The organism is uncultured Ralstonia sp. (assembly GCA_913056305.1).
GTDB lineage: Bacteria > Pseudomonadota > Gammaproteobacteria > Burkholderiales > Burkholderiaceae > Ralstonia.
Window position 1 is genome coordinate 1 of record CAJXMR010000132.1, and the last position, 13,224, is coordinate 13,224.

13 protein-coding genes are annotated in these 13,224 nt (G+C 64.5%); 11 read left to right on the forward strand and 2 right to left on the reverse strand.

The features are described 5' to 3' along the window. The first annotated feature begins 110 nt into the window (after window positions 1-110). Complete coding sequence (locus tag QZ609_RS18010; protein ID WP_295497653.1) at window positions 111-1,361, forward strand: IS256 family transposase; 1,251 nt, start codon at window positions 111-113, stop codon at window positions 1,359-1,361. Between the two features lie 96 nt (window positions 1,362-1,457). Here QZ609_RS18010 and proC read toward each other — a convergent pair whose 3' ends face one another. Together proC and QZ609_RS18020 are read right to left on the reverse strand one after the other, a co-directional pair. Next, a complete protein-coding gene (gene proC, locus QZ609_RS18015) occupies window positions 1,458-2,282 on the reverse strand; it encodes a pyrroline-5-carboxylate reductase (protein WP_295497657.1) in 825 nt (274 codons plus the stop codon). Between the two features lie 32 nt (window positions 2,283-2,314). Next, the gene (locus QZ609_RS18020) at window positions 2,315-3,046 is read right to left on the reverse strand and encodes a YggS family pyridoxal phosphate-dependent enzyme (protein WP_295497659.1); all 732 of its coding nucleotides are present in this window, start codon (window positions 3,044-3,046) and stop codon (window positions 2,315-2,317) included. Between the two features lie 122 nt (window positions 3,047-3,168). Here QZ609_RS18020 and QZ609_RS18025 point away from each other — a divergent pair, with 122 nt between their 5' ends. From QZ609_RS18025 to QZ609_RS18070, 10 genes are all read left to right on the forward strand, one after another. Further along, on the forward strand, window positions 3,169-4,212 hold the full coding sequence (locus QZ609_RS18025; protein ID WP_295497661.1) for a type IV pilus twitching motility protein PilT: 1,044 nt from the start codon (window positions 3,169-3,171) through the stop codon (window positions 4,210-4,212). Between the two features lie 53 nt (window positions 4,213-4,265). Then, complete coding sequence (locus QZ609_RS18030) at window positions 4,266-5,405, forward strand: PilT/PilU family type 4a pilus ATPase (RefSeq protein ID WP_295497663.1); 1,140 nt, start codon at window positions 4,266-4,268, stop codon at window positions 5,403-5,405. A gap of 277 nt (window positions 5,406-5,682) precedes the next feature. Then, window positions 5,683-5,826 (forward strand): hypothetical protein, encoded by a 144-nt coding sequence (locus QZ609_RS18035; protein WP_295497665.1) that lies wholly within the window; start codon window positions 5,683-5,685, stop codon window positions 5,824-5,826. Between the two features lie 292 nt (window positions 5,827-6,118). Continuing rightward, on the forward strand, window positions 6,119-6,550 hold the full coding sequence (locus tag QZ609_RS18040; protein ID WP_295497666.1) for a type IV pilin protein: 432 nt from the start codon (window positions 6,119-6,121) through the stop codon (window positions 6,548-6,550). 3 nt (window positions 6,551-6,553) lie between these two features. After that, complete coding sequence (locus QZ609_RS18045; RefSeq protein ID WP_295497668.1) at window positions 6,554-7,060, forward strand: GspH/FimT family pseudopilin; 507 nt, start codon at window positions 6,554-6,556, stop codon at window positions 7,058-7,060. Further along, window positions 7,060-7,662, forward strand: coding sequence for a type IV pilus modification protein PilV (locus tag QZ609_RS18050; protein WP_295497670.1), 603 nt, complete (start codon window positions 7,060-7,062; stop codon window positions 7,660-7,662). The genes QZ609_RS18045 and QZ609_RS18050 overlap by 1 nt, the downstream gene beginning before the upstream one ends. After that, on the forward strand, window positions 7,659-8,705 hold the full coding sequence (locus tag QZ609_RS18055) for a PilW family protein (protein ID WP_295497672.1): 1,047 nt from the start codon (window positions 7,659-7,661) through the stop codon (window positions 8,703-8,705). Before QZ609_RS18050 ends, QZ609_RS18055 begins: the two co-directional genes overlap by 4 nt. A 3-nt stretch (window positions 8,706-8,708) precedes the next feature. Next, a complete protein-coding gene (locus tag QZ609_RS18060) occupies window positions 8,709-9,266 on the forward strand; it encodes a pilus assembly PilX N-terminal domain-containing protein (RefSeq protein WP_295497673.1) in 558 nt (185 codons plus the stop codon). A gap of 29 nt (window positions 9,267-9,295) precedes the next feature. Continuing rightward, window positions 9,296-12,625: a PilC/PilY family type IV pilus protein gene (locus tag QZ609_RS18065; protein WP_295497675.1), complete on the forward strand. Its 3,330-nt coding sequence runs from the start codon at window positions 9,296-9,298 to the stop codon at window positions 12,623-12,625. 82 nt (window positions 12,626-12,707) lie between these two features. Beyond that, entirely contained in the window at window positions 12,708-13,214 is a 507-nt protein-coding gene (locus QZ609_RS18070; RefSeq protein WP_295497677.1) for a glutathione peroxidase, read from the forward strand. Window positions 13,215-13,224: the final 10 nt, after the last annotated feature.

Here is a 13,224-nt window from a genome sequence, read left to right on the forward strand (position 1 = left end):
GCTTACTTTCTTTGGCAAGACAAAGAAAGTGAGTCGGCCCCGGCAGGGGACGAAAGGGGGGCCTGTCAGTAATTTCGTGTTCAAGGCATAACTGCTCTCAAGGAGACGTTATGCCACGCAAACCGAAAGCCAAGCCGGCGGACCTGCCGGCGATCCCCGCCGAACTGCTTGAGCAATTCGGCAGCGGCCCGATGACGGCCGAAGCCATCAACGCCGCCACGCTGGCCCTCAAGAAGGCCTTGATCGAGCGGGCGCTGGGTGGCGAGATGAATCACCATCTCGGTTACCCGCCAGGCGCGGTCAAACCGGCCAGCGTCACCAATCAGCGCAACGGCTCGGGCGCCAAGACAGTTCTGACCGAGGATGGCCCGATCCGCATCGAGGTGCCGCGCGACCGTGACGGCAGCTTCGAACCGCTGCTCATTCCCAAACACGAGCGACGCTTCAAGGGCTTTCACGACAAGATCGTCGCCATGTACGCCCGGGGTATGACCGTGCGCGAGATCCAGGGCTTCCTGCTGGAGCAATATGCAACGGACGTCTCGCCCGAGTTCATCAGTTCGGTCACCGATGAGGTGATGGCTGAAGTCACCGCATGGCAGGCCCGGCCACTCGATCCCATGTATCCGGTCGTGTTCTTCGACGCGCTGCGGGTCAAGATCCGGGAGGACGCCGTGGTGCGCAACAAGGCCGTCTATCTGGCGCTGGGCGTACTGCCCGACGGCACGCGTGACATTCTGGGCCTGTGGATCGAAAACACCGAGGGTGCCAAGTTCTGGATGAAGGTGTTCAACGATCTCAAGACGCGCGGCGTGGGCGACATCCTGATCGCCGTGACTGACGGCCTCAAGGGCATGCCCGAAGCGCTGGCAGCGGTGTTTCCGGCCACCACGCTGCAGACCTGCATCGTTCACCTGATCCGCAATAGCCTCGATTACGCGAGCTGGAAGGACCGTCGGGCGCTGGCTGCCGCGATTCGACCGATCTACACAGCGCCGAGCGCGGAGGCCGCACAGGCCGAGCTCGATGCGTTTGCCGACGGTCCTTGGGGACAAAGATACCCAACGGTCAGCGCCGCTTGGCGCAACGCCTGGGATCGCGTGATTCCGTTCTTTGCGTTCCCACCGGCGGTACGCAAGGTGATTTACACGACGAACGCCATCGAGAACGTCAACGCGCAACTACGCAAGATCATCAAGACCCGAGGCCACTTCCCGACCGACGATGCTGCGACCAAGCTCATCTGGCTGGCATTGCGCAACATCACGGCGGGTTGGAGCCGCGCCGCTCACGATTGGAAGCAGGCCATGAACCAATTCGCTATCCTCTACGCAGATCGATTCGTTCGACCGTCCGTGTGAATTTCAATCCCGCCTTGAACACGGAAATACTGACACTCCCCGAAAGGGAGGCGGACCACAAGCCCAAAACCCGGACCACAAGCCCAACCTAACAACTCAATCCCGCCCAAACTCCTCGCCCATTTCCTTGCCCCGCGCAGCCGCCGCATGCATCGCGCGCACAAAGGCCCCCTTGATACCAGCCCCCTCCATCGCCGTCAGCGCCGCATAGGTCGTCCCGCCTTTGGACGTCACCCGCTCGCGCAACACCTCGACCGGCTCGCTCGACTGCCCGGCCAACGTGGCCGCCCCAATAAACGTCTCCACCGCCAGCGTGCGCCCAGCCTCAGCCGACAGCCCCAGCTCCTGCGCCGCCTGCTGCATCGCCTCGATGAAATAGAACACGTACGCCGGGCCGCTGCCCGAGATGGCGGTGACCGCGTCGATCTGCGCCTCGGCGGGCACCCACAGGCTCTTGCCGACGGCGTTGGCGATGGCGCTTGCGGTAGCGCGGTCGGCCTCGGACAGCCCGGCGTTGGCCGCCAGCCCGGTCATGCCCAGGCCCGACAGCGCCGGCGTATTCGGCATGGCGCGCACGATGCGCGCGTGCCCGTTCAGCCAGCGCGACAAGTCCTGGATGCGGATGCCCGCTGCCACCGACAGCACCAGGCTGTCGCCCAGGTGCGGTGCCAGCTGAGCGCAGACATCGCGCATCTGCTGCGGTTTGACGGCCAGCACGATCACGTCGCGGTCGGCCAGCTCGGTGCCAGGCGCGGCAGCGGCGTGGGCGCCCCAGCTCTGCTCGGCGCGGGCGCGGGCCGGCTCGGTCGGGTCCACCACCACGATGTTGGCGCCGTGCGCGCCCTTGGCGATCAGGCCGCCGATGAGGGCTGCCGCCATGTTGCCGCCGCCGATGAAGCCGAGTTTCAGAGTGTCGAGCATGAGAGAGGTCGGTAGAAAAAAGGAACAGGAATTCAGGCGTGCGCGTGCGCATACTGCCGCGCCCCGAAGATGGCGCTGCCGACGCGCACGATGGTCGCGCCTTCGGCAACCGCGTCTTCCAGGTCGGCCGACATGCCCATCGACAGGGTATCGATGTCAACGCCAGCTGCGCGCAGCTGATCGGCCAGGGCACGCAGGGCCGCGAAGGGTTGACGCTGGGCGACCGGGTCGTCGGTGGGCTCGGGAACCGCCATCAGGCCGCGCAGGCGCAGGCGGGGCAGGGCCGCCACGGCGCGTGCCACGGCAAGGACTTCGTCGAAATCGGGCAGCAGGCCATGTTTGCTGGCCTGCCGGCTGATGTTGATCTCCAGGCAGACCTGCAGTGGCGGCAGGGTGTCCGGGCGCTGGGCCGAGAGGCGTTCGGCGATCTTCAGGCGGTCGACGCTGTGCACCCAGTCGAAGCGCTCGGCCACGGCGCGCGTCTTGTTGCTCTGCAGTGGGCCGATGAAGTGCCAGCTGATCGGGTCGGGGCCATTCGTGCCGGTCTGCAGGTCGGCCAGCGCATCCACCTTGGCGGCGCCTTCCTGCACGTAGTTCTCGCCAAAGAGGCGCTGCCCGGCGGCATGCGCGGCGCGCACGGCATCGGCGTCGAAGGTCTTGGAAACGGCCAGCAATGTGACACCGGCGGGATCGCGCGAAGCCAATGCGCAGGCCGTTGTGATCCGCTGACGCACGGCTTGCAAGTTGGCGGCGATTACAGACATAATCCGGCGACGTTTGTTACAAATAAACAAGGCTTCGGCATGCCTTTTCAAGGGCCCGGAGCGCGTCAGGCGGCGCCATTGCGACGCCAAGGCGACATAAAAAAGTCGGGGGTCATTATAAGATGGACATCGCGCAGCTTCTGGCCTTCTCGGCCAAGAACAAGGCGTCCGATTTGCACTTGTCGGCTGGCCTGCCGCCGATGATCCGGATCCACGGCGACATGCGCCGCATCAACGTGCCGCCGCTCAAGCACGAAGACGTCCACTCCATGGTGTACGACATCATGAGCGACGCGCAGCGCAAGGTCTACGAAGAAAACCTGGAAGTCGACTTCTCGTTCGAGATTCCCGGGCTGTCGCGCTTCCGGGTCAACGCCTTCAACCAGAACCGCGGTGCTTCGGCCGTGTTCCGGACCATTCCGTCGAAGGTGCTGACGCTGGACGACCTGAAGGCGCCCGCCGTCTTTGCCGACCTCGCCATGAAGCCGCGCGGCCTGGTGCTGGTGACGGGCCCGACCGGCTCGGGCAAGTCGACCACGCTGGCGGCGATGGTCAACCACCGCAACGAAAACGACATGGGCCACATCCTCACGGTGGAGGACCCGATCGAATTCGTGCACGAATCCAAGAAGAGCCTGATCAACCAGCGCGAGCTGGGGCCGCATACGCACTCGTTCGCCAATGCGCTGAAGTCCGCCCTGCGTGAAGACCCGGACGTGGTCCTGGTCGGCGAATTGCGTGACCTCGAAACCATTCGCCTGGCGCTGACCGCCGCGGAAACCGGCCACTTGGTGTTTGGCACGCTGCACACCAGCTCGGCTGCCAAGACCATCGACCGTGTGGTCGACGTGTTCCCGTCGGAAGAGAAGGACATGGTGCGCACCATGCTCTCCGAATCGCTGGAAGCGGTGATCTCGCAGACGCTGCTCAAGACGCGCGACGGCTCGGGCCGGATCGCGGCGCACGAGATCATGATCGCCACGCCGGCCATCCGCCACCTGGTGCGCGAGAACAAGATCTCGCAGATGTACTCGATGATGCAGACCAGCAGCGGCATGGGCATGCAGACGCTGGACCAGTGCCTCTCGGAGCTCATCAAGCGCTCGGCGATCAACTACGCCGACGCCCGCGCCATCGCCAAGAACCCGGACGCGTTCGCGAACTGATCGCTTCGCTCACGCTCATCCCTCGTCGACACTTTTAGCAGGAGGGGCACGCCATGCTGGACCGCGAAGCCGCCACCAAATACATCCACGAACTCTTGCAGTTGATGGTGAACAGCCGTGGCTCGGACTTGTTCATCACCTCGGAATTCCCGCCCGCCATCAAGGTGGACGGCAAGGTCACGCCGATCTCGCAGCAGCCGCTGACCGCCGCGCAGGCCATCGGCCTGGTCAAGGCGATCATGAACGAAAAGCAGCTGCGCGAGTTTGAAGACAGCTCCGAATGCAACTTCGCCATCACCGCGCCCACGGCGGGGCGCTTCCGCGTGTCGGCGTTCATGCAGCAGGGCCGCGCCGGCATGGTGCTGCGGACCATCACCACCAAGATCCCGACGCTGGGCGAGCTGGACCTGCCGCCGATCCTCAATGAGGTCGTGATGAGCAAGCGCGGCCTGGTGATCGTGGTGGGCGCCACGGGCTCGGGCAAGTCGACCTCGCTGGCGGCGATGGTGGGCTACCGCAATGCGAATTCGTACGGCCACATCATTACGATTGAAGACCCGGTGGAATACGTGCACACGCACCAGAACTGCGTGGTGACGCAGCGTGAGGTGGGTGTCGATACCGAGTCGTGGCACGTGGCGCTGAAGAACACGCTGCGCCAGGCGCCGGACGTGATCATGATTGGCGAAATCCGCGACCGCGATACGATGGAATACGCCATCCAGTACGCGGAAACCGGTCACCTGTGCCTGGCCACGCTGCACGCCAACAGCTCGAACCAGGCCATCGACCGGATCATCAACTTCTTCCCGGAAGAAAAGCGCCAGCAGCTGCTGATCGACCTGTCGCTGAACCTGCGCGCGATGATTGCGCAGCGCCTGCTGCCGCGCAAAGGCAGGAAGGGGCGCGCGCCGGCGGTGGAGATCATGCTGGCCACGCCGCTGGTGCAGGACCTGATCTTCAAGGGCGAGATCCACGAGCTCAAGGAAGTGATGAAGAAGTCCCGTGAGCAGGGGATGATCTCGTTCGACCAGGCGCTTTTCGAGCTGTATGAGGAAGACAAGATCACGTACGAGGATGCGCTGCGCAATGCCGACTCGTTGAACGACCTGCGCCTGCAGATCAAGCTGCACAGCAAGCGCGGGGGGCAGACCGACCTGACGGCCGGCACCGAGCACCAGAACGTGGTCTGACGTATCCGGACCACCGCAACCGTTGAAGTTGCGGTCTTTGGGGGCGCATAGCGTTGCGCCCCGCTGCGCGTCACCCTCCCTGGGGCGCGCCGGGCTCATCCGAAATTGGCGCCCCAAGCTCTCCTTTGGGACGACGCCACCCCCGCAAGCGCTCCTTCCTTGGAAGGATTCCAATCGTCACCCGCCATCGCAATACTGCATCCAAAAGGAAGCCGCGCCTTGGCGCGCATGGCGCGGCGCAGTCGTTCTCCCGGATGGAAAGGATTGGGGAATCGCCGTGGGTGACACACTGAAACTGGGCCTGGTCACGGTGGCGTTGTTGGGGGGCGTGGCCTATGCCAGTACCGAGTTCACCGGCATCACGCAGCTGGTGGCGCAACTGCTGCAACAGGCAACCAACCTGCTGCACCGGTTTTTCTAAGCGGTTGCCCGGTGTGAATCGCCCCGGCCTCAGTGGACACCCGCAAGGCTCAAACGCCGAGGTCAGGGGCTCGCTTTTGGTGCATGCCCTGGGGATGTATCCAGGTAACTACACCATTTGAGGTATTTTGGGGTGCCTAACGTTTGCGCCCCGCTGAGCGTCACCCAGAGTTCATTCACTTTCCTTAATATTTGCTGAGGAATGCCGTATAAACGGCGAGCACCCCTTCTGAGTCGGTGGGTAGGGGCGACTACAACGATAAGACGTCCAGCAAATTCGGGTGGGTGAAAACGTGGCAAGCAAGCCGATACGCCAGCGCGCGCAAGCGGCGCGGGGTTTTACGCTGATCGAGGTCATGATTGTGGTGGCGATCGTCGCCATCCTGGCCGCGATTGCCTATCCGTCGTACATCAACTACATCGTGCGCTCCAACCGGGCCGCAGCGGAATCCTTCATGCAGGAGGTGGCTGCCGCCCAGGAGCGCTACCTGCTCGACAACCGGGCTTATGCGGCCAGCCTCCCGGCGGTCGCCAGCAGCGTGCCCGCCAACATTGCGCTCAACTACACCATCTCGCTGAGCGCCAGCAGCGTGCCACCGAGCTATGCGCTCGTCGCCAGCCCGCAGGGTTCGCAACTGACGAACGACACCGGCTGTGGCGTGCTCAAGCTGGACAACACCGGCCTCAAGACCGCTGCCGGCACCGCGTCGAACTGCTGGAAGTAAGCCATGGACACGACTGCCAAGCCGCGCCGCGCCGGCAAGCCGCTCCGCCAGGGCTTCACGCTGGTCGAGCTGATGGTCACGCTGGCCATTCTTGCCATTCTTGCCGTGATCGCCGTGCCGTCCTTCTCCGGCCTGATCGCGACGCAGGCCACCCGCAATGCCTCGTTCGATCTGTCTGCCGCGATGACCTTGGCGCGCAGCGAAGCCGTCAAGCAGAACGCCATCGCCACCGTGTCGACCACCAGCAACTGGGCGACCAACTGGGTGCTGAAAGTGACGGTGGGCACGACTACGACGGTCATCCGCACGTTTGGTCCGTACGGCGGCGTCGCGATTGCGCCCAGCACCGCCGCCGGCACCGCGCTTGCATTCGGCAACGACGGCCGACCGATGGCGACAGGCACGATCACCTTCCAGGTGACACCCACCGCGCAGGGGCAGTCGGTCTCGCCATCTTGCGTGCAGGTCAGTGGTACCGGCCGGGTGGCCGTGGCCAAAGGAGCGTGCTAATGAGCGTATCCGCACGGTTGCATCGCAGGTTGCCTCGTAAGGCGGCACAGCGCGGCACGAGCCTGATCGAGATCCTGATTTCGGTGGTGATCCTGCTGCTGGCCCTGCTGGGCGCGGCGGGCATGATGGCGCGTTCCAACCAGTCCGAAATGGAGTCCTATCAACGCGTGCAGGCATTGACCATGTTGCAGGACATGGCCGCCCGGCTCAACGCCAACCGGCAGGTCGCGACCTGCTATGCCGTGGCCGGCGCGACCACCACGGCGGGCACCGGTGGGATTTCCGCACCGACCTGCTCGACCGGCACGGCAGCCCAGCAGGCCACCGTCACGGCCGATCTGGCCGCCTGGAACACGGCGCTGCTCGGCAATGCGGAGACCACCGCCAGCGGCACGGTGGCGCTTGGCGCCATGATCGGGGCGCGTGGCTGCATCGAGGCCGTCGACACGGTCAACCAGATTTATCGCGTCACTGTGGCATGGCAGGGCTTGGTCCAGACCGTACCCTCGTCGCTGCCATGCGGCAGCGGCAGCGGCAACTACGGCAACGACGCCTACCGTCGCGCCATCAGCACGCAGGTGCGCATCGGAGCGCTGTCATGAAGCCGCTGCACAAGCCGTTGCGCCAACTGCAGCGCGGGATCTCGCTGGTCGAACTGCTGGTCGGGATGACGCTCGGCCTGCTGCTGCTGGGCGCGCTGGCCAGCCTGTACGCGTCGACCTCGCAATCGCGCGTGCAGCTGAACAACAGCGCCACCCAGATCGAAAACGGCCGCTACGCGCTCGACGTCATCGGCCAGGAGGTCGGGCTGGCGGGCTTCATGGGGGATTTGAACCTGCTGGGCGCGTCCGCGATCGCCACTCCCGACGTGTGCGCCGTGGCCACCAACGCGCTCGGCTTTACCAACAGTCCCGCGACCGTGCCAGTCGCCATCTACGGGTACGCACCCGGGACGAACCCGGCGACGTGCCTGCCCAACCTGTGGCCCCAATCGGAGATCCTGGTCGTGCGGCGCGTCTCGACCACGGCGCTGCCCAGTGTCGCCAACATGGTCGCGGGTCAGACCTACCTGCAGGACTCCTTCTGCACCACCGATACCGTGCCGTTCGTCTTCAGCAGCACTGCGACGGACTTCACCCTGCATGACAAGACCTGCACAGGGCCGGCCGAGTTGCGCCAGGTCAGCGTGCGCGCTTTCTACATCGCCACGTGCGACATGTGCAACGGCAATGACAATGGCGTCTACACGCTCAAGGTGGCGGAGCTGTCCGGCGGCGTGATGCAACCCAACTCGATCGCCCAGGGCGTCGAGGATGTGCATTTCGCCTACGGCGTGGACGTGGACGGCAATGGCTCGCCCGATTGCTACGTGGCCAACCCCGGCATCGACAACAGTGCCGTGTGCAACAACGTGGGCGGCTACAACTGGAACACCTCCGCCGTGGCCAATTGGAGCAACGTGACCGCCGTGCGCATCAACCTGCTCGCACGCACGCTCAACCCGGCGCCCGGCTGGACGGACAACCGGACCTATGACCTGGGCCGCGGCGCCAACGCGATGGTCCAGCCCACCAACAAAAGCTACAAACGGCACGTCTACGCGGAAGTCGCGCGCGCTGCCAACGTAGCCGGCCCACGGGAGTAAGCCATGCGGCGTTTGTCGGCACGCCAGTCGGGCGTGACCCTGGTTGTCACGCTGATCTTCCTGGCGATGTTCATGGGCATCGTCGTGATGATCATGAATTCGAGCGTCATCAACACCAAGATCGCCGCCAACCAGCAATACGGCGTGGAAGCGCGCGGCGCCGCACAGCAGGGGATCGAGCAGGTCATCAGCCAGGATTTCACCGCCAACCCCGTGGCCACCAGCGTGCCGGTGGACGTGAACGGCGACGGCACCCCGGACTACACCGCCCAGGTGGCGGCGCCGGTGTGCAAGGCCACCAAGCAGATCGCCGACACGCAGCTGACGACCGACCCGACCAATGCCAACTACGCTGCCGACTCCTCCTGTTTTAGCGGGGTCAACAACAATTCGGACACCGGCGTCCTGACCGCCGCCGGCACGCCGGGCGGCATGTCCAACTGCAGCGCGACGCAGTGGGATGTGGCCGCCAACGTCACTGACACCAACGCGACCAGCGTGAATACCACATTGCATCAGGGTGTTGCAGTCCGCGTGCTGACGGGCGCAGCGTGCCCGTGAGCCTCCGCGACAAGCCAGGAAGAACCAATATGCGCTCAATTGCCCAACAATTCGCTCTGACTGCCACGGCAACCCTAGCGCTTGCGCTGGCCGGTTCTCAGCCAGCCGGCGCCGAAGACATCGATCTCTACACCGGCCTGACGCAGCAGTCTGGCAAGCCGAACGTGGTGATCATCTTCGACAACGGTGCGAATTCCGACGCGAGTGCCACCTTCACATGCTCGGCCTCGGGCTTGACGGTTTCCAGCCCCGGCAAGAGCTCCGGCGCTGAACAATGCGCGCTGTACGGCGCCGCACAGTCGATCGCGAGCAACTCTGCGCTCCTTGGCAACCTCAATCTGGGGTTCATGGTTTTCGACCACAACAGCGCGGGTGGGATGTTTGCGTTTCCGCCCGCATCCACGCCGCCCCAGCAGAAGCTCATGCTGATGGACACCAACGGCGTCAACAGCTTCCTGTCCTATCTACAGAACACGTTTCCGACACAGGCCCCAGGGAACGGCGGCGTGAAGGTCGGCGGCGCGATGCAGGAGGCATGGGCCTTTTACAGCGGGCACCAAGGGCTTTCTTTCGCCAGTGCGACTTCGGGCATCAATTACACCTCGCCCATCGCCAACCCTTGCCAGCGTAACTACGTCATCTATATCGGCAACGCGACCACGAGTGGTCACCCTGGCGATCAAGGCAACGCCGCGCAGGATGCCTTGACCAACTCGAAAGATCCCGCCGCACCAACGCCGACCTGGGCAACGCCTGCACCCCTGACGACCGCGGAGATCCCGATTTCGGGGGCAACGCAGTCCACCATCAACAACTCCGGGGATGAGTGGACGCGCTACATGTACCAGACCGACCTGTCGGCCGGGGCCAACGCCAACAACGGCAACAACAACGGCAATCCGCAGAACATCATCACCTACACGATCTCGGTTGCTGAGCTCGACAAGAAGAGCACGGCCACCAACGTCATCTACGCCAACACCGATTACATCGCGTTCGACAACAGCATGGCCACCAATGGCGGTGGCAAGAACTACACCGTCCCGCTCGGCGATGTGCAGGGCTTGTCGGATGCGCTGCTGTCGATCCTGAACGAAATCCAGGCGGTCAACAGCGTGTTCGCCTCGGTCAGCTTGCCGGCAGCGGTCAACGCGCAGGGGCAGTTCCTGAACCAGGTGTACATCGGCATGTTCCGGCCGGATGCCAGCGCATCGCCGCGTTGGATGGGCAACCTCAAGCAGTACCAAGTCGGCTATGACGCCAACGGCAACCTCCAACTGCTGGATTCGGTCGGCAAGGCCGCACTCAGCAGCGCGGGCACCGGCTTCATGTCCCCCAACGCCACCAGCTTCTGGACCGCGGAGCCGCCCTTGGTCTACGGCACAGGCGGCTATGGCACCAGTGGCGTGACGAGCTGGCCCGCCAATGGCTTCTGGCAGAACAGTCCGTCCAGCAAGGGCGGGAAGTTGGATTCTCCTGACGGAGAGGTCGTGGAAAAGGGCGGGGCCGGCGAAATGCTGCGTGCCCTGTTCCTGACGGACCAGAGCAAGCGCACCCTGCTGACCTGCAACGGCACCGGCACCTGCCCGACCAACAAGGCCATGCCGACGTTCGATACGTCCAATAACTGGCTGACGGGCACCCAGGGTCTGAACGCGATCAATTCGTATAACACCACCAATGGCGCGCCCACCATCGTCGCGAGCGATCAGACCAACTTCATCAACTGGGTGCGCGGCCGCGATGTCAATGCACTCGACGGGGACACCGCGGCGGGGCAGGAAGCAGAAACAGGCCCGGGCTCACCAGTGACGATCCGTCCTTCGATCCATGGTGACGTGCTCCATTCACGGCCTGTCGTCGTCAACTATGGGACGTCCACCACGCCCAATGTCGTCGTGTACTACGGTACCAACGATGGGGTCTTCCATGCCGTCAACGGTAACCAGACGACCGGCATCAACGGCGTGCGCCCGGGCGGCGAGCTGTGGGGCTTCATCCCGCCGGAATTCATCGGCAAGCTCAGCCGCCTGTATGCCAACTCGCCGGAAGTGAGGTTGTCGACCACGCCCAGCGGCATCACGCCCACGCCGACGCCGCGTGACGACTTCTTCGACGGCAGCACGACCGTCATGCAGGACCAGCGCAACCCGACCAGCCCGCACACCATCATCTACCTGACCGCGCGGCGTGGCGGCAGCCTGATCTATGCGCTGGACGTGACCGACCCGGCCAACCCGCGCTACGTCTGGTCGCGCAGCAATACCGACATTCCGGAACTCGGCCAGACGTGGTCCAAGCCGCGCCTGATGCGCGTGACCGGCTATTCCAACCCGGTGCTGATCATGGGTGCCGGCTACGATGCGGCCTCCGAAGACGCCGACCCGGCACCCGGCACCGACACGATGGGCCGCGGTATCGTGGTGCTCGACGCCTACACCGGCGTGCCGGTGTGGAGCGCGCTCGCCAACTGCTCCGGCGTGGCCGGCACGTGCGTGCAGAGCAACAGCCTGACGCGCTCGATCGCCTCGGACGTGACCGTGGTGGACCGTGCCGGCAGCGGCTATATCCAGATGGCCTATGTGGGCGATGTGGGCGGCAACATCTGGCGCGTGGACTTCCAGCCCACCGCCGGCAATGCCCCCGCCAACTGGACGCTGACCCTGTTCGCCACCCTGGGCGGCGCTGCCAACTCCAACAGCGCGCGCAAGTTCTTCTACGCGCCTGATGTGGTGCCCACGGCGGGTTTCAACGCCATCATGGCCGGCACTGGCGACCGCGAGCACCCGCTGTACTCGGCTTCGACCACGGCCGGCACGGCATATAACGTGATCAACCGCTTCTACGTGCTGAAGGACCCGAACCTCGGTGCCATCCCTGCGGGCTGGACGCCGCTGACCGAGGCCAACCTCGTCGACGCTACCTCGACGGCGTACAACGGCTCGGGCTCGGGCTTCTACATCACGCTGCCCAACCCGGGTGAGAAGGTCGTGAACGCGCCCCTGACGGTGGCCGGCTACACCACCTTCGGCACCAACACGCCGGCCATCCCTACGGCCGGCATGTGCTACCCGAACCTGGGCAAGGCGCGCACTTACTCGGTCAGCTTCCTGACCGGTGCCGGCCAAAACACGAACCGGTCTGTCGTGCTCGACGGTGGCGGCTTCCCGCCCTCGTCGGTGTACGGTGTGGTGCTGGTCAGCAACGGCAGCGGGACGACGCCGGTGCCGGTGTGCTTTGGCTGCGGCAACCAGACGGGCACCGGTGCGGGCGGTTCGGCGCTGGCCCCGGTCAAGGTCACGCCCACCGGGCTGGGCAAACGCAAGCGCACCTACTGGTATTCCGAATCCGACAAGTAATAAACCTCAGCGGCCCGCCAAGTGCGGGCCGCTACAATTCTGGTTAGGCGCGGAGCATTTCCGCAGCCATCCGGAGGGTGAAATGAGCGACGTCTACGCATTCGAAGCCGATTCGCTGGCAGGCCAGCGCGTGCCGCTGGCGCAATATCGCGGCAAGGTGCTGCTGATCGTGAACACGGCAAGCCAGTGCGGGTTCACGCCGCAATACGCGGGGCTGGAGGCGGTCTATAAGCGCTTGGGCGAGAAGGGGCTGGAAGTGCTCGGCTTCCCCTGCAACCAATTCGGCAAGCAAGAGCCGGGCGGGGCGGACGAGATCGGCGCGTTCTGCGAGAAGAACTACGGCGTGTCGTTCCCGATGTTCGGCAAGATCGACGTGAATGGCGCGAACGCGCATCCGCTGTACAAGTGGCTCACCGCAGAGAAGCCGGGCGTGCTGGGCATTGGCGCCATCAAGTGGAACTTCACCAAGTTCCTGCTGCGCCGTGACGGCACGGTCTACAAGCGCTACGCGCCGCTGACCAAGCCCGAGGAGATCGCCAGCGACATCGAGATGCTGCTGGCGGAGCCCGATCCGCTGCCGGCAGGCTGATCCATGGGGT

What these genes read in the sequence shown, in the direction of transcription:
- QZ609_RS18030 (WP_295497663.1), top strand. Translation starts at nt 4,266, where the DNA reads ATGCTGGACCGCGAAGCCGCCACCAAATACATCCACGAACTCTTGCAG.
- QZ609_RS18025 (WP_295497661.1), top strand. Translation starts at nt 3,169, where the DNA reads ATGGACATCGCGCAGCTTCTGGCCTTCTCGGCCAAGAACAAGGCGTCC.
- QZ609_RS18065 (WP_295497675.1), top strand. Translation starts at nt 9,296, where the DNA reads ATGCGCTCAATTGCCCAACAATTCGCTCTGACTGCCACGGCAACCCTA.
- proC (WP_295497657.1), bottom strand. Translation starts at nt 2,282, where the DNA reads ATGCTCGACACTCTGAAACTCGGCTTCATCGGCGGCGGCAACATGGCG.
- QZ609_RS18010 (WP_295497653.1), top strand. Translation starts at nt 111, where the DNA reads ATGCCACGCAAACCGAAAGCCAAGCCGGCGGACCTGCCGGCGATCCCC.
- QZ609_RS18060 (WP_295497673.1), top strand. Translation starts at nt 8,709, where the DNA reads ATGCGGCGTTTGTCGGCACGCCAGTCGGGCGTGACCCTGGTTGTCACG.
- QZ609_RS18020 (WP_295497659.1), bottom strand. Translation starts at nt 3,046, where the DNA reads ATGTCTGTAATCGCCGCCAACTTGCAAGCCGTGCGTCAGCGGATCACA.
- QZ609_RS18055 (WP_295497672.1), top strand. Translation starts at nt 7,659, where the DNA reads ATGAAGCCGCTGCACAAGCCGTTGCGCCAACTGCAGCGCGGGATCTCG.
- QZ609_RS18050 (WP_295497670.1), top strand. Translation starts at nt 7,060, where the DNA reads ATGAGCGTATCCGCACGGTTGCATCGCAGGTTGCCTCGTAAGGCGGCA.
- QZ609_RS18070 (WP_295497677.1), top strand. Translation starts at nt 12,708, where the DNA reads ATGAGCGACGTCTACGCATTCGAAGCCGATTCGCTGGCAGGCCAGCGC.
- QZ609_RS18045 (WP_295497668.1), top strand. Translation starts at nt 6,554, where the DNA reads ATGGACACGACTGCCAAGCCGCGCCGCGCCGGCAAGCCGCTCCGCCAG.